General features: G+C 49.6%; 17 protein-coding genes and 1 tRNA gene. 15 read left to right on the top strand and 3 right to left on the bottom strand.

What is annotated here, in order from left to right:
• Positions 1–213 precede the first annotated feature (213 nt).
• Positions 214–1,782, bottom strand: a complete 1,569-nt coding sequence (gene rny, locus LY85_RS16960; protein ID WP_243122595.1) for a ribonuclease Y — start codon at positions 1,780–1,782, stop codon at positions 214–216.
• Between the two features lie 563 nt (positions 1,783–2,345).
• Between rny and thrS the strand changes: the two genes are divergently transcribed.
• The 7 genes from thrS (at position 2,346) to LY85_RS16995 (ending at position 8,537) form a co-directional block, all read left to right on the top strand.
• The gene (gene thrS, locus LY85_RS16965; protein ID WP_141827604.1) at positions 2,346–4,286 is read left to right on the top strand and encodes a threonine--tRNA ligase; all 1,941 of its coding nucleotides are present in this window, start codon (positions 2,346–2,348) and stop codon (positions 4,284–4,286) included.
• Between the two features lie 415 nt (positions 4,287–4,701).
• Positions 4,702–5,211 carry a DUF4358 domain-containing protein gene (locus LY85_RS16970; protein ID WP_141827605.1) on the top strand — a complete coding sequence of 170 codons (510 nt, stop codon included), beginning with the start codon at positions 4,702–4,704 and terminating at the stop codon, positions 5,209–5,211.
• 47 nt (positions 5,212–5,258) lie between these two features.
• A tRNA-Gly gene (locus tag LY85_RS16975) sits at positions 5,259–5,332 on the top strand.
• Positions 5,333–5,590: 258 nt separating this feature from the next.
• Entirely contained in the window at positions 5,591–5,806 is a 216-nt protein-coding gene (locus tag LY85_RS16980; protein ID WP_141827606.1) for a helix-turn-helix transcriptional regulator, read from the top strand.
• A gap of 199 nt (positions 5,807–6,005) precedes the next feature.
• Complete coding sequence (locus LY85_RS16985) at positions 6,006–6,569, top strand: 50S ribosomal protein L25 (protein WP_141827607.1); 564 nt, start codon at positions 6,006–6,008, stop codon at positions 6,567–6,569.
• Positions 6,570–6,659: 90 nt separating this feature from the next.
• Positions 6,660–7,472, top strand: a complete 813-nt coding sequence (locus LY85_RS16990; protein ID WP_141827608.1) for a hypothetical protein — start codon at positions 6,660–6,662, stop codon at positions 7,470–7,472.
• Positions 7,473–7,655: 183 nt separating this feature from the next.
• On the top strand, positions 7,656–8,537 hold the full coding sequence (locus tag LY85_RS16995; RefSeq protein WP_141827609.1) for a DegV family protein: 882 nt from the start codon (positions 7,656–7,658) through the stop codon (positions 8,535–8,537).
• A gap of 184 nt (positions 8,538–8,721) precedes the next feature.
• Here the strand turns inward: LY85_RS16995 and LY85_RS17000 are convergent, their stop codons facing one another.
• Positions 8,722–8,964, bottom strand: coding sequence for a helix-turn-helix transcriptional regulator (locus LY85_RS17000; RefSeq protein WP_038323193.1), 243 nt, complete (start codon positions 8,962–8,964; stop codon positions 8,722–8,724).
• 215 nt (positions 8,965–9,179) lie between these two features.
• The gene (locus tag LY85_RS17005) at positions 9,180–9,938 is read right to left on the bottom strand and encodes a MurR/RpiR family transcriptional regulator (protein ID WP_185741262.1); all 759 of its coding nucleotides are present in this window, start codon (positions 9,936–9,938) and stop codon (positions 9,180–9,182) included.
• Between the two features lie 245 nt (positions 9,939–10,183).
• Between LY85_RS17005 and LY85_RS17010 the strand changes: the two genes are divergently transcribed.
• The 8 genes from LY85_RS17010 to LY85_RS17045 all read left to right on the top strand — a co-directional run bounded on the left by LY85_RS17010 (position 10,184) and on the right by LY85_RS17045 (position 16,143).
• Complete coding sequence (locus LY85_RS17010) at positions 10,184–11,536, top strand: PTS transporter subunit EIIC (protein WP_038323197.1); 1,353 nt, start codon at positions 10,184–10,186, stop codon at positions 11,534–11,536.
• Positions 11,529–12,473 (top strand): GNAT family N-acetyltransferase, encoded by a 945-nt coding sequence (locus LY85_RS17015; RefSeq protein ID WP_141827611.1) that lies wholly within the window; start codon positions 11,529–11,531, stop codon positions 12,471–12,473. Before LY85_RS17010 ends, LY85_RS17015 begins: the two co-directional genes overlap by 8 nt.
• 17 nt (positions 12,474–12,490) lie before the next feature.
• On the top strand, positions 12,491–13,165 hold the full coding sequence (locus LY85_RS17020; protein WP_141827612.1) for a PIG-L family deacetylase: 675 nt from the start codon (positions 12,491–12,493) through the stop codon (positions 13,163–13,165).
• Positions 13,166–13,195: 30 nt separating this feature from the next.
• Positions 13,196–13,498 carry a PTS sugar transporter subunit IIB gene (locus LY85_RS17025; RefSeq protein ID WP_038323282.1) on the top strand — a complete coding sequence of 101 codons (303 nt, stop codon included), beginning with the start codon at positions 13,196–13,198 and terminating at the stop codon, positions 13,496–13,498.
• A 4-nt stretch (positions 13,499–13,502) separates the two neighbouring features.
• The gene (locus LY85_RS17030; protein ID WP_185741263.1) at positions 13,503–13,850 is read left to right on the top strand and encodes a PTS lactose/cellobiose transporter subunit IIA; all 348 of its coding nucleotides are present in this window, start codon (positions 13,503–13,505) and stop codon (positions 13,848–13,850) included.
• On the top strand, positions 13,847–14,755 hold the full coding sequence (gene murQ, locus LY85_RS17035; RefSeq protein ID WP_347562447.1) for an N-acetylmuramic acid 6-phosphate etherase: 909 nt from the start codon (positions 13,847–13,849) through the stop codon (positions 14,753–14,755). Before LY85_RS17030 ends, murQ begins: the two co-directional genes overlap by 4 nt.
• Positions 14,752–15,816, top strand: a complete 1,065-nt coding sequence (locus LY85_RS17040) for a MupG family TIM beta-alpha barrel fold protein (protein ID WP_141827613.1) — start codon at positions 14,752–14,754, stop codon at positions 15,814–15,816. The genes murQ and LY85_RS17040 overlap by 4 nt, the downstream gene beginning before the upstream one ends.
• 69 nt (positions 15,817–15,885) lie before the next feature.
• The gene (locus LY85_RS17045) at positions 15,886–16,143 is read left to right on the top strand and encodes an HPr family phosphocarrier protein (RefSeq protein WP_038323206.1); all 258 of its coding nucleotides are present in this window, start codon (positions 15,886–15,888) and stop codon (positions 16,141–16,143) included.
• Positions 16,144–16,337 lie beyond the last annotated feature (194 nt).

Raw genomic sequence — 16,337 nt, forward strand, 5'->3', positions numbered from 1 at the left:
AACAGTTTATTTTTATCAAGTAAATCCCTAAATACGCATTTACGCCGGTCCTGTTTCCGTCAAAAACAGCAGAGAATTCCCAGCAAGAAAGGCGCGTAAGAAATGAATATGGGGAACAGCTTTCGCTGTCCCCCAAAAAACTTCTCCCCAATGCGCCGAAACGCCCTATATTACGCTCCGCCGCTTATGCGCCATCCGGTACGTCCCGTTCTGTTACTTCGCGTACTCGATCGCGCGGCTTTCACGGATTATGTTTACCTTAATCTGTCCCGGATATTCCAGCTCGTTTTCAATCTTGTTGCAGATGTCGCGGGCCAGAAGCACCATTTTGTCGTCGCTGATCATTTCGGGCTTTACAATGACCCGAATCTCTCTGCCGGCCTGAATCGCAAAGCAGCGTTCCACACCGTCAAAAGAAGAGGCGACCTCCTCCAGCTTTTCAAGCCGTTTGATATAATTTTCAAGGTTTTCACGCCTTGCGCCCGGCCTGGCGGCTGAAATTGCGTCTGCCGCCTGTACAATGCAGGCGATGACTGTTTTAGGCTCCACATCGTTGTGATGAGCGTGAATTGCGTGGATAACGGTTTCGCTTTCCTTGTATTTGCGAGCCACGTCGACGCCGATGTCGACATGGGAACCTTCAATTTCATGGTCGAGCGATTTGCCGATATCATGCAGCAAACCGGCTCTGCGTGCGATTGTAGGATCCAAACCAAGTTCGGAAGCCATCACACCGGATAAAAAAGCAACTTCCAGCGAATGATTCAAAACATTTTGTCCGTAGCTGGTGCGGTAACGCAACCGTCCCAGCAGTTTGATCAGCTCGGGGTGAATTCCATTCACTCCGGCCTCGATCACAGCACGCTCGCCTTCCTGTTTGATGGTGGCATCCACCTCGCGGCGCGCCTTCTCTATCATTTCCTCTATTCTTGCGGGATGAATTCTGCCGTCCGCAATCAGACGCTCCAGCGCAATGCGGGCTACCTCGCGGCGAACAGGCTCAAAACTGGAAAGGGTAATCGCTTCCGGAGTATCGTCAATAATCAGATCGACACCGGTCAGAGTTTCAATCGCCCGGATATTTCTTCCCTCACGTCCAATAATACGGCCCTTCATCTCATCGTTTGGCAGCGGAACAACGGAAATGGTGGCTTCCGCCACATGATCCGCCGCACAGCGCTGAATTGCCATGGAAATGATTTCCCGCGCGGATTTGTCGGCGTCTTCCTTGGTCTGCTGTTCAAATTCCATCAGCTTGACGGCCTTTTCATGGGTGAGCTCGTCTTCCAGATTCTTCAGCAAATAATCCTTCGCCTGATCCACGGTGAATCCGGAAATCCGCTCCAGCATATCAAACTGGCTTTTCTTTACGGCTTCCGCTTCGGCAAGCCTTTCATCCGCCTGTTTGTTTTTATTGGTCAGGATTTCGTCTTTCGCTTCCAGACTTTCCATTTTTTTATCCAGGGTTTCTTCCTTCTGCTGGATGCGGCGTTCCTGACGCTGTACTTCTTTTCTGCGTTCGTTCAGCTCGCGTTCCGACTCGTTTCTCAAACGGTGGATTTCGTCCTTGCCCTCTAAAACAGCTTCTTTCTTTTTGGCTTCGGATGATTTAATCGCGTCGCTGATAATTCTTTTGGCTTCCAGCTCAGCGGAACCGATGGTAAACTCGGCCTGCTTTTTCCGGTGGGCGATTCCGCCTAAGAAAGCAATAACACCTGCAACCACCGCGCAGACAAGCGCGATGATAATACATGTTAGCAAACTAACAGTGGCTGTGGTCAATTGTTGGCACCTCCTTGTCTTTCTTACTTTTTCAATATTTTAGTTTAAAATTAATTAAGATGGGTGCGTTAAGCCCATGAATGCATATATGTGCATCTTATTCATAATTGTATTACTTCTGGTACCCTAATGTCAAGAAATATCGCTTGCAATCGATACAAACTGTTCATATTATTTAAGGACGATCGTTGTTTCAGTCACATGATACGAAAAAAATCTGTATAATAGTAACAAATCGCCCAGCCGTCCGTTGACAAGTTCCGCAGACGGTGCTAATATGAACAATATATAAGAATATGTAAAAAATGTTGACGAGGAAGCCTTTACGCCGTGCAATTGCAACAGAGAGCGCATGCAGCAGCTGAAAGCGTGCGCGCAGTTTGGCAGAAAGGACACCGCCTCCGAGTGCATGCCGAACGCAGGTTGCCAAAGGCATGCCGGGCAGCACCGTTACCTGCTGCAATGAGAGCGGATGATTCGTCCGCTGAAATTGGGTGGAACCGCGAGCGATAGCCTTGCCCCTTTTTGGGGTAAGGCTTTTTTTATTTGAAGGAGTGAAAGATATGGTAAAAGTAAAACTGAAAGAGGATGTCAGGGAGTTTGAAAACGGCATCACGGTGGCCGAAATCGCAAAGTCGATCGGCATGGGCCTGTACAAGGCCGCCTGTGTCGGTAAAATAGATGGAAAGGCAGTGGACCTGCGAACGCCCGTAACCGGCGACTGTGAGCTGGAAATCCTGACCTTTGACAGTGAAGAGGGCAAGAAAGCTTACTGGCATACCACCTCGCACATTATGGCGCAGGCGGTAAAAAGGCTGTTCCCCGGCGCCGGCTTCGCCATCGGCCCGGCGGTGGACAGCGGCTTCTATTATGATATTGATCTGGAACGCTCCCTGACCCCGGAAGATCTTCCGAAAATTGAAGCGGAAATGAAAAAGATCATCAAGGAAAATATCCCTATCGAGCGCTTTGAGCTTGACCCCGCGGAAGCGGTTGAACTGATGAAGAAGGAAAACCAGAAATACAAGGTCGAACTGATCGAGGAGCATTCCAGCAAAGGGGAAAAGATCAGCTTTTACCGTCAGGGAGACTACACCGACCTTTGCGCCGGACCCCATCTGATGAGCACCGGCTGCGTAAAAGCCGTTAAGCTGACCGCGAATACGGCGGCCTATTGGCGCGGCGATTCCAAAAATAAGATGCTGCAGCGCATTTACGGCATTTCCTTCCCGAAGAGCAGCGAGCTTGAGGAATATCTGGCGAAGGTGGAAGAGGCGAAAAAGCGCGACCATAATATTCTGGGCCGTCAGCTCGGCTACTTCACCACCAGCGACCTGATCGGGCAGGGCCTGCCGATTTTGCTTCCAAACGGCGCGCGCGTGATTCAGCTTCTGCAGCGCTTTGTGGAAGACGAGGAACAAAGCCGCGGCTGGCTGCTGACAAAGACGCCTTTTATGGCGAAAAGCGACCTTTATAAGCTTTCCGGGCACTGGGATCATTATAAGGACGGCATGTTTGTCCTCGGCGATGAGGAAAAGGACGACGAGGTTTTTGCCCTGCGTCCGATGACCTGTCCGTTCCAGTACCAGGCTTACCTGAACAAGAAGCGTTCCTACCGTGACCTTCCGCTGCGTTACAATGAGACATCGACGCTCTTCCGTAACGAGGCTTCCGGAGAAATGCACGGTCTGATCCGGGTGCGGCAGTTTACGATTTCCGAAGGGCATCTGATGTGTACGCCCGCCCAGCTGGAAGACGAATTCAAGGCCTGCCTGGAGCTTGCCATATTCATGCTGAAAACGCTCGGTCTTTACGAGGACGTTTCCTACCGGTTCTCCATGTGGGACCCCAACGACCGCGCAAAATATATCGGGACGCCGGAGCAGTGGGACGAAGCGCAGGGCGTCATGCGCAAGATTCTGGACCATCTTGAGATTCCCTATGTGGAGGGCGTCGGCGAAGCCGCTTTCTATGGTCCGAAACTTGATATTCAACTTAAAAACGTATTCGGCAAAGAAGATACGCTCATCACCATCCAGATCGACCAGATGCTGGCCGAAAAGTTCGGCATGGAATACACGGACGCGGACGGGAAGCAGAAGAATCCCTACATTATCCATCGCACCTCCATCGGCTGCTACGAGCGCACGCTGGCCCTGCTGATTGAAAAATATGCAGGCGCGCTGCCCATGTGGCTGATGCCCGAGCAGGTCAGGGTGCTGCCGATCAGCGACCGCCTGCAGCCGGAAGCCGACAAGGTAGTCGCAAAGCTGAAGGCATCCGGCCTGAGGGCAACCTGCGACACCAGAAGCGAAAAAATCGGATATAAGATCCGCGAAGCGCAGCTTCAGAAAATTCCCTATATGCTTATTATCGGGGATAAAGAGGCGCAGGAGGGTACCGTTTCCGTGCGCAGCCGCAAGGATGGCGATATTGGCTCTATGGATGTTGCTGCATTTGTTGCAAAAGCGGTCGCTCAGGTTGCTGAAAAATCAAAAGACTGATTTCCTTTTTGTTCGGGGCCGGATGTATCATACATCCGGCCCTTTCCTTTTGCGGTCCGGCCAACACAATCGGTTTTTATGTCAACCTGTGGAACTTTCTATTATTCCACCGCTTTCTTTCCACCGTTTATTTGATAAGTTGAAAAATGGGGAAAATTCCGGTTCCTGTAAGGGAAATATGTTGAAAACTCGGTTGAAAGTGTGGAAGAAATCGTTTATTATGATATTTTGGAAATATTATGTTGAGATTTATGTAAAGTTAGAGGATTGCGGAACAGCTTCTTCCGCTTATACAAAAACATTTTGAAATTTCCATAAAATGCTGTTATATTTTGAAAATATTCCCATATGAAATTAAGTCGTTTCCGTCATGCGTTAAAATACACAATAATAGCAGTGGGGCGGGGGCGAGAAATTGAGCAGAATAGTTTTGAGCCGGAAGGGATGGAAAATATTCTCCATAGCCGCGCTGCTGATTGCTTTTGCTATTTTTGGAGGCTCCTTTTTTTGGGCCAAAAATGTGAAAGAAAATTCGGTGGGGCCTTCTCCCGCCAGTATTACTGCCGAAATTATCAGTGAAATGAATTATTCCGATATGATTGAGGTCAGCCAGAATCAGCTGTCCAAGCATTACAGTATTCCCGACGGGATTATTACCGACAGTTCGCTGTACATGAGCAAATCGTCCGACAGCGCTTCGGAAATCGCCTGCTTTTTGCTGACGGATAAATCAAAGTTTCCCGAATTGAAAGCCGCCGCCGCCAACCATATCAATTCCAAGGCAGCGGGTTTTAAAAGCCTGAATCCCGAACAGTACAATCTGCTGAAAAATTTTGTAATTGTGCAGCAGGGAAGATATGTTCTTGTTACTGTCGGCAATAAGGCTTCCACGAACGAAAAATTGTTCACCGAAATTGTGGAATGAATTTTTCACTTGATTCTTTAAAATTTTTATGATAAAATAATGCACATGCGGAAGTGGTTCAATGGTAGAACATCAGCTTCCCAAGCTGATGACGGGGGTTCGATTCCCCTCTCCCGCTCCAAAAAAAGAAACCCGGCCGAATAGGCCGGGTTTCTTTTTTGCGAAAGATGGCGGAATCGAACCCCGGCGCAGGTAAGGAGAAAAAGAGGGGTGGCCTGCCTCAATCAGGATATTGACAGCCTGTTCGGATGCCTGTGACATCTTCAAATACATTTCTTTATAATCTGGCATTATATTCACCTAAGTATATTTTGGAACAATATGTTCAAAATATCAATAGAACAAATTGTTCTTATCTATACTGGTATTGGTGATAGGAATGGAAAAATATAAGCGTATTCGTTCTCTGCGCGAGGATGCGGATTTAACGCAGGAAAAAGTCGGCAGGGCAATCAATGTACCCCAGCGCAGCTATGCCTACTATGAAAGCGGTCAGCGGATGGTTCCCCCGCACGTTCTTTGTGATTTGGCGGATTTCTACGGTGTTAGTGTAGACTATATTTTGGGGCGTACCAACAATAAGAAAACCAACTGATCGTTTAAACCCACACGTTAGGCGTAAGACAAGTCTTACAGATTTGCTTTTTTCTTAAATCTGTGTTATACTGATAAAAATTAAATATAAAAGAACCGTCTTTAAGAAGGGCTTTTGGTATTGCGCCGATTGGCGTACTATAAAAAGCCCTTCTTTTTTTTAAAAGACACCAAAAAATTTTTTAGTAGGAGGAGCTAAGATGAATACCATTTTGGCGCAGAAGCGCGACCCGGCCGCAAAGGCCAAACAACTGAGGCGTTTAGGAATTGTGCCGTGCGTTATCTATGGCGCGGGATTGAAGGAATCGCTCTCCGTCCAGATCGATCAGAGGGCGGCCAGGCAACTCCAGCGTACCAAGCGCAACGGAAGCAAGGTGAATATTCAGGTAGATGGAAAGACCTATCCGACGCTAATTAAGGATTTGGAATATGACAGTATGAACGACGAAATAGTCCATGTCAGCTTCCAGGTATTGGCTGAAGGAAAAAAATTCAACAGCGTTGCTGATATTGTGCTTATCAACAAAGAAAAAGTGACAGGAGTTCTGGAGCAGATGCAGATGCAGGTTCCTCACGCCGCCGAACCGGAATATCTGCTCGATACCGTTACAGTCAATCTTGAAAATATGCCGATCGGGACAACGATTACAATCGGTGATATCCCGGAATTTCAAAGCGATAAAGTAGAGCTACAGGCCGATGCGGGTAATATTGTTCTGCGCATCAGCGAAAAAAAACGAGCCGATGTGAGAACGGAGCAATAATCTTTTATCCATCGCATTTTTGAAAAGAGCTTCCATCTCTGGTTGTCAGGTCGGGATGAGAAGTTCTTTTTCACATTAGAAAGGAGAAAAATGGATATTAACGGTCAGGCAATTAGGCATAGGACATTCGGCTGCGGTGTCGTCACGGCTTTAACTGCCAACACAATAACGGTCTGCTTCTCTGAAGGCGAAAAAAAGTTTATCTATCCGGATGCATTCAGAGAGTATTTGGTCTTGAAAGATAAGAATATCCAGCGGCATATCACAGCACAAATTGCTAAAAAAGATGCTGAATTAAATCGGCAGCGTCAGGCGGAGCAGGCAGAACAGGAGCGCAGGCAAAAATTGCTCAATTTCTCCATAACAGCCAACTCACACGCCGCTTTTGACATTATACCGGAACATGCGGAACAGACGTGTAAGACCTGTATCGTTTCTACGGGACGATACTTAAGTGGGTATTCAAAAGGACAGCCGAGAATTGCAGAGAGACTGAAGCCGAATTCGGTATGCCTGCTGACTGAACGCCAGAGCAGGCAGCCGGAGCAGGAACGGCGAATGATAGGTGCGTTCATGGTCAGAGAGGATTTCTTTGGCAAGGATGTACATGACGGGCTGATCGAAGGACACCCCAAGTACCAAATGCGCGTCCCGCTTGAGAATGTCCTGCTGTTTTGGAATTATTTCGATCAGAATGCAGCGCCGCGTTGGGGAAACACGGCATTTAAGTATTGTTCCGGCACGGTAATGAATCACATACTGTCCGAAATGACACGGCTGCTTGAAAACACGGAACAGAAGGAATCGGCACTTGCGTTTTACCAGTATTTTTGTAAAATAAATCGTCTGCGCCCTCTTATGGAAATCAGCATGATAGAAGATGCGTCAGAAGCGAAACAGTGACGGCCTGCCAGTGTGCTTTTTATTTTTATACAGAAAAATCCAGTATAAACTTGAAAAGCATAAAAGCAAAGAATATAATTGAAATTACCAATAACGGGACCCTTCCCATTACAGAATACAAAAAGTAAGTAAGCAGGACGAGTTTATGGGTTTTACAAACTAAATTTATAAGGGTGCAGATGAATGAATGAATTGATATGTCAGGTTACAGACTCTTCAGGGGGACTAGCGCGGGATTTCATTGAGCAAAATCAGATTAGAGAAGTACCCTTTTATTTGAAGTTTGAAGACACCGATTACCGCAGGGAAAACCTTGATTATAGCTTGGCTGATTTCTATCGGCATATGGACGAATACCCGGATGATCTTCCCAAAACTTCGGCCCCCAATATGAACGATTGGCTGGCAGTATTTGAAGAAGAACATGCCAAGGGGTTTACAAACTATGTTGTCACAACAATCTCTTCTAAGTTGTCCTCCAGCTTTCAGGACGCTATTATGGCAAAAAACTTTTTTATAGAAAAAAACAGAGACGTACAAATCGAAGTAATTGATTCCAATACTTGCGCCTGTGGACAAGCTGCGTTAGAAATTGCAATTGCTAAAATTATTAAAAGCGGTCGCAGTTTCCAGGAAATGATTGATCTGATTCATAAGATCGTCGAGAAAACAAATACGCTTTTTGTAGTGAACAGTTTAAAATATATGCAATCAGGCGGAAGAATCGGCGGAGCCGCCGTTTTTGTCGGTAAACTCGTCCAGATCAAACCAGTGTGTGAATTCATCAGCGGCGTGGTGCACCCGGTGAAGGTCGTAATAGGAAGAAAGCATTCTCTGAAAACCATGGTGGACGTCGCGGTTTCACGAATTACCAATATCAATAAAATGATTATTACTTTTCAAAATGCAGAATTTCAGGAAGATATTGATTATGCCGTTCATTATTTCAGAAAAATAACAAATTTTTCGGGTCCCATCTATCACAGCGTACTTGGGGCCGTTGTGGGGGCGCATTCCGGCCCCGGTGCGGCAGGAATCGGGTTTATTGAAGATCCGCTTTCTTAGACGGAAAAAAACAGTCCGGCCAAAAGGCCGGACTGTTTTTTTTGCGGATGGCGGAAGAGAATCCCGGCAGGTATGGAGAAAGAAAAGGCAGCCTGCGGCAGCAAAAGAGACGATTTCTCCTATAAAGATACTGTGACTTTCCCAAAGAGCAAAGTCGCCTGCGGCCGAATTTGTGTGATTAATATCATCTGCTAACCAATTCATCCGTAGTGATGCCAAAGAAATTTGCAAAAGCTTTTAGCTCAATATCCGTGACAAAACGCTGACCGCTTTCAATTTGCTGGATTGCATTTTTGTTTAAATCCAAACCTCTCAATTGCATTCGATCCGCTAAAGCACGCTGAGATAAATTGTTTTCTTTGCGTAGTTCTGTAATTTTGCCGCCGCACAAATTGAATGTTCCGTCTGCATTTTTATTTTTAAACATAACGCTTCTCCTAACGCTTTGACATTCAGTGCTTGTCATTAAGAAAAGCATATGCTAAAATAAGCGGTAATATGACCTTTACTAAAGGTCAATTGCTGAAAAGGAGAATTAAGATGCCTGCTCCGGTATCAGGGCCGCATCTGATAAAAAAACAGCCCGGCTTTTTGACCGGGCTGCTCGTGTTCTGATAGGCACTGTAAAAGGCGCGCTCCCCTTTATAGATGCTCGGCAAGCTTGTTGATAATCAGGTCGATGCAGATGTACAAGATGGCCTGAGAGTCCAGAAACAGTTTGTTTTTATCCGTTTCCAGAGAAGGAATAATCAAAAGGCTGTCATATCGGTTGGCATATTTTGCTTTGCTGTTCTGCGTAATCATAGCGGTTTTGGCCTTTCGGAGGAACGACGTGCCCGCCGCCTCGATAACGCAATCCGTCATACCGGAAACAGAGATAAAAATATTCAGATCCCGCGCGCCGGAAAAGCTGGCTTTTTCATTAAAAACTCCCGGCAGCGTGATCGTTTCCGCGTCAATTCCAAGGGAGGCAAGGCGGAAGGCAAAATAGTTGGCCGAAAGCCCGCTTTCATGAACGCCGTATATTTTGATTTTATCGGCATGAACGATCAGACTGCAGAGTTCCTTAATTTTTCCGTCCGAAATATGGGATGGGATATGACTGATACAGGAAAGATAAATATTGACGATATCGTTGCTGCCGTTGACGGCGTTCGGGTCTTTGAAGGAACCGGAGAGCAGATGCTTCGACACCTCGTATTTAAATTCCGAAAAACCGGTATAGCCCAGCTTCTGGCAAAAGCGAAGCAGGGCCGATTTTGAAACGTCGGCTTTATTCGCAATTTCAATAATGGGATAGGAAGCAATCACATCCAGATGCTCCAGGACGTATTGCGAGATTTTCTGATCGGAACGCGTAAACTGCGGTTCGCAGAGCTTGATTTGTTCAATTGGATTCATTTTCATTCTCCTCTTTTTCGTATTATATCATAAAACATGCACAAAAGGAAAAAGTTTTGAGAGAATTCGGTCGTTAATATGCCAGATTTGGGAAACCTCGCAGAATTTTAAGAAATTTCCCAAAACTTTTGGTAAATGTATTGATTTCGCCTTTCGGTTCCGCTATACTATGGTTAGAAAACCGGCCGGTTTTTCTCGTGAGGTACATACATGAAAAAAACAAACGCTTAAGGAGGAGATCAGTTATGGGGGAACAGACAAAAAAAAGCGGGCTTCTCGACCGTGTGACAAATCTTATTGAAGAAAAGGTGGCGCCGCCGCTGCTGAGACTTTCACAGGTGCGGTATCTGGAGGCTCTTCAGCGCACGTTTGTCACGCTGATGCCGTATATGATTCTGGGAGCGACGGCGACCTTGATTCTGAATCTGAGCGGCTTATTCGGGAAAGACGGCGGCTTGAACCTTCCCGGTGTCGCAAACGCGATCAGCGCGGTTGTGGAACCCTGCCGGCCGTGGCTGCTGCAGGTGGTTTTTGTGACCATCAATCTGCTCGCTTTGATTACGGCAGTGCTGAACGGATATTTCCTCGGAGATTATTATCACAAGAAGGACGAAAATGTCAGCCCGATCGCGGCGGCGGTCGTATCCTTTGTGGCGTTCCTGTGCTTTATCAACTTTACCAAGCTCAGTGAAAATTTTGACTGGCCCGCCTATATCCTCGGCTCTCCCAGCCTTTTCGGCGGCATCCTGATCAGCATTCTTGCCATAGAGGTATATCGTTTCCTGATCGGCAAAAAAATCACCATCAAGATGCCGGAAGCCGTTCCGCCGATGATTGCGGCGGCCTTCACCAGCATGATTCCGGTGTCCGTGGTCGTTGTTATTTGCGCCATCCTCGGTCAGGGCTTTGCAGGCTTTGATTTTCTGGCTCTGCTCAACAAGCTCTGCGCTTACCTTGTGGTCGGCGGCAGCGGACCGGTTGCGCAGTTTGCAGGCTTCTTCCTCGACCGTATCCTGTGGTTTGTCGGTCTGCACGGTTCCAACATCGTCTCTTCCGTCATGCAGCCGATCTGGACGACCATGATAACGGACAACATCAATGCTTTTGCGGCGCATCAGGCGATTCCGTATATGTTTACGGAACAGTGGATCAACTTCTACGTGCGCTGCTCCGTTTTCCCGCTTGCGCTGCTCTGCACCATGAGCAAGGCCGAGCGTTTCAAGGTCCTGGGCAAGCTTTCCCTGCCCGGCACGATTTTCAACATTGCCGAGCCGGTAATGTACGGTCTGCCGGTCGTGCTCAATCCGCTGATGTTCGTGCCGTGGGTATTGGGCTTCAGCGTGCTGTTTATCCTTAACGCCATTCTGGGCGTTTTGGGAATCACACCGCCGATGGTGTCCATGGTTGTATGGACAATGCCTGCTCCGCTTGCGTCCTTTATCGGCAGCGGTTTTAAGCTGCAGTCCATGGTGATTACCCTGGTCAATATGGTCATTATTTTCTTTATGTTCCTGCCGTTCTTCAAAGTCATGGAAAAGCAGGAACTCGCAGCGGAAAAAGAATACAAAAAACAAAAGGAAGATAGTAAGAATGTCTGAAATAGATATACACCCTTATCGGCAGGAATACATCGATGAGATTGTTTCCGGCTGGAACGCTTCCCTGTTCTATGATACGATTACCCGGGAGCGTTTTATTCAGGAGGTTCTTCTTGACGAGAACTTCGACCCCGAACTGGCTTTGGTTGCCGTCGTTGACGGACATGTGGCCGGCTTCAGCCTGGGGATCAGAAGAAAATATCCCTATCTGACGCGGGGGCTGGAGGAGCAGCGGGGCTGGATCAGCAGCTTCTTTGTCCTTCCGGAATACCGGCGCCGGGGGATCGGGCAAAGGCTTCTGGAAGAGGAGGAAGCCAGGCTGAAAGCCGCGGGAACACAGGAAATCACCCTGTGCGCATACAGCCCCAATTATTTTGCTCCCGGCGTTGACCTGCAATATCCCGGCGGCGTACCTTTCTTCGATCAAAACGGGTACGCGCGGGGGACGGACGCCGTCAGTATGCAGCGGGACCTCTTTACTTATACTCTCCCCGAAAAAACGGCAAAGCATATTGAAGAGCTGGCGGAAAAGGGAATCACCTTTCATTCCTTTTCCATGCCGTATATGGAAAAGCTTCTGAATTTTGTAGACCGGGAATTCGACGCCGGCTGGGTCCGCAACATTCTGCTGGCCCTGCGCAATCGGGAGGCTGAGGATACGATTCTGCTTGTGACGGACCGGGAAGACAACGTCATCGGCTACTGTATGCGTAAGATCGACGGGCATGACGCGCGGTTCGGTCCGATCGGTGTGGCGGAAGCCCTGCGGTCGGAGGGGCTCGGCGGCGTTCTGATCGACCTTCAGATGATGGAAATGAGAAAACGCGGCATCTATTATCTTTATTTTCTCTGGACCCACGGGGCCGCCATGCGTTTTTATGAGCGCCACGGCCTGAAGGTATACCGTACCTATCAGCTGTACCGCAAAAAAATTTAATTCGGAGATGATGGAATATGGGAGATTATAAGCGGGTAATCTGTATCGGGGCGCATCCCCTGGACGCGGAGATCATGGGGGGACCGATGCTGATACGCTACGCGGCGCGCCATGCGCACTGCACGCTGGTCCATGTGACAAAGGGAAGGCTGACCGACCCGAAGGCAACGGAGGAACAGAAGGAGGAATACGATCTCGCGCTTCACCGCGAGATCGCCGCGGCCGCGGCCGCACTGGACTGCGACTGTTATGCGATGGACTATCTTTCCGGCGAGCTGCCGGAGACGGGAAAGTTTATTTCCCTCCTTGCGGACTATCTGCGGGAACAGAAAGCGGACTGTGTGATCACTCATGCCCGCGGCACCCTGCATCCCAGGCATTATTACACGTACGAGGCCGTGACGGAGGCCGTGCGCCTGCTGCGGCGGGAAGGACAGAAGATTCAGCTGTTCCACGGCGAAAACTGCGAAGACCTGGCGGGCTTTACCCCGACGGTCTATCTTTCCATGACACGGGAGGAACTGGATCAATGGTTTACAGGACTCAGACAATATCGTATCTTTAACGGTGAGGTCAACGATATGCCGTATTTTGAATACTATCATTCCATGGCCATGATCCGGTCCGTGGAGGTCGGGGAACACGGCTTTGCCAAGGCGTATATGCACGGCGCGCTGACCGATAGCGAATAATTTATCTATTTTCGGAAACGAGGGATGACGATGAAAAAGATTGTTTTACTGTGTGTGGCGGGTATGTCTACCAGCCTGCTGGTTTCCAGAATGCAGAATGCCGCGAAGGAAACCGATTTTCCCTGCGAGATTCAGGCTTACGGCGTGGCGGAGGCCCCGAATGTGATCCCCGGTGCGGATGTTGTTTTACTGGGGCCTCAGGTGCGTTATATGCTGTCAAAATTGAAAAAAGAATATCCGGATAAAAAAATCGAAGCCGTTGATATGCGGATCTATGGAATGGTGGACGGCAAACAGGCCCTTATGCAAGCCAGAAAAATTATGGAGTGTTGAAAATATGCAGGAAATGGATATAGAATCTGTCCTTTTTGAGATCATAACGGAAGTGGGAAGCGCCCGGAGCTTATATATTGAGGCGATACAGGCGGCGCGCGAAAAGGAGATCGATAAGGCAAAGGAGCTGATCCGCGAGGGACAGGGCGCCTTTAACAAGGGGCACCATATTCACGCGGACCTGATCCGGGAAGTGTCCGGGGAAGATCATGTTCCCGTTTTTCAGAAGGACGAACGGATCATGCTTTTGGCGCACGCGGAAGACCAATTGATGAGCGCGGAGGCTTTTGGCATTCTGGCGGAAGAATTTCTGGCGCTGTATCAGGCCATGAATGACAAAGGAGTTTTATGATGACGGATCTTTCCCACTTTACTACCGAAGCAAGAAACCCGGAAACGATGAATCTGGACTGCATGTCCGCCATGGAAATTGTCTCCGTGATGAACCGCGAGGATGAAAAGGTGGTTGCGGGCGTACGTGCCGTTCTGCCGCAGATCGCAAAGACGGTCGAGTATACCGTGGCCAGCCTGCAGTCCGGCGGAAGAATCATTTACATCGGCGCGGGAACCTCCGGAAGACTTGGCGTTCTGGACGCTTCCGAGTGTCCGCCGACGTTCGGCGTTTCCGCGGACACTGTCGTTGGACTGATTGCCGGCGGGAAGGGCGCTCTGATTGAGGCCGTTGAAGGCGCGGAGGACAGCTGTACATTGGGCAGGGAGGAACTGGAGCGGATCGGGCTGAAGCCGTGCGACACCGTGATCGGGCTGGCCGCCAGTGGCCGTACTCCCTATGTACTGTACGGTCTGCGCTACGCGAGACAGCTGGGGTGCCGTACGGCTGCAATCGCCTGCAACCGGAACTCCGACATCGGAAAAGAGGCGGATGTGGCCATAGAGCCGAATGTCGGTCCGGAAGTTCTGACGGGGTCGACACGGCTCAAGTCGGGTACGGCGCAGAAGATGGTTCTGAACATGATTTCCACCGCCAGTATGGTGAAAATCGGGCACGCGTATGAGAATCTCATGGTAAATATGCAGGCCAGCAATGAAAAGCTGAACGTACGCGCACAGAACATGGTGATGGCGGCAACCGCATGCGACAGGGAAAACGCCGAAACCGCGCTGCGCGAGGCGGGCGGCAGGGTTAAAACCGCGATCGTGATGCTGCTGCTGAACGTTTCCGCGGAGAGGGGAGAGCAGGTGCTGGCCCATGCGCACGGCAGGGTCCGCGAAGCGCTTGCCGGAAAATTGAAATGAATACGGGAGTTTGTTTATATTGCGGCACTGCGGAGGAAAAAAACGCAGAGATTATTGCACGCGCGGCGGATGCGGGAATCCGATGCGCGTTTACCTCTCTGCAGATTCCGGAAGAAAGCCGGAACGGCCTCCGGTCCTCCGCGCAAAATCTGCTTTCCGCCTGTAAAAAATACGGGATGGATCTGGTGATGGATGTGGGGCCGGACACGGCGGAGCGTCTCGGCTGCCGTTCCCTGTACGACCTTCAGAACTGGGGCGTCACCCAGCTCCGTCTGGACGACGGCTATTCCCCGCAGCAGGCGGCGGAGCTTTCCCATGCCTTTCAGATCGTGTTCAACGCTTCTACGGTTTCTTTTGCGGAGATCACCGGCTGGCAGAAAGCGGGAGCGGATTTGACCCGCTTTACCGCCTGCCACAATTATTACCCAAAGCCCTGGACGGGGCTGTCGCTGGCGGAGGTCGCGCAGGTTAACCGGCAGCTCAAAACATACGGGTTCCAGACGATGGCTTTCGTTCCGGGCGACGGAATGCTGCGCGGGCCGCTGTATGAGGGACTGCCGACCGTTGAGGCGCACCGCCGCCGTGCGGATATTGTCCGGAACGCGCTGGAGCTTTTTGTTGACGCGGCGTGCGATACGGTGCTGGTTGGGGACGTGAGCCTTTCGGAAAGCTCCTGGGCCGCCTGGGCGGACCTCAGCCGGGGGTTTGTCAGCCTGCCGGCGGAACTGGACCGCCGCTATCATTATCTTGCGGAAACGATTCATCACGACAGGCGGGATTCCAGCGACTGCGTTTTCCGATCGGTAGAGTCACGCAGAATTCCTGTTCCGGACCGCGAGCTGCTTCAGCCTGCAGAAGAGACCACGTACGGAGCGGGGGATATTCTGCTGTCCAACACCGGTTTTCTGCGTTACGAGGGAGAACTGGAAATCGCGCGCGTTCCGCTGCCGTCCGATCCCAGAATCAATCTGATCGGACGTCTGAAAGAGGAAGCGCTGCCGTATCTGCCTTATCTCAGGAACGGTCTGGGAATCCGATTTGTCGTCGGCCCGGAAGGATAGCGGAATTATTTCAGGAAGGACCGCCGGAAAAAATGTCTGTTCCTGCGGCCGTAAGGAAAGGAATCAACCATGAAAAGTATTACTTATGTCATTCGTGACGAGATCGGCGTACACGCCAGACCGGCCGGCATGTTGGTCAAGCAGGCAAAAAGCTTTCAGTCCGCCTGTATGATCCACGCGGGAGGAAAAAGCGCGGATCTGACCAGACTGTTCCAGGTGATCGGAATGGGAATCGAGCAGGGGACGGAAGTCAAGGTCACGGCGGAAGGGCCGGACGAAGACGCGGCAATCGCCGCGCTGGGGAAAGTGTTGAAAGAAAATTTATAAGCTTATCCTCTTTCAGGCTGTCGATAAAATCTTGCAACCGCAAAATTGCGGGTTTTATAAAATCGATTTTGTGAAAAACTTCCAGCCACTGTAACAGGGAGCGGACTGCAGAATGAAAAAACAGGAACTGTACCGTTTAACGGGCAGTTCCTGTTCTATAGTAAATCCATTTTCATTTGCAAAATAAGATGTAT

Source organism: Clostridium sp. KNHs216 (assembly GCF_006714885.1).
Lineage (GTDB): Bacteria > Bacillota > Clostridia > Oscillospirales > Acutalibacteraceae > Caproiciproducens.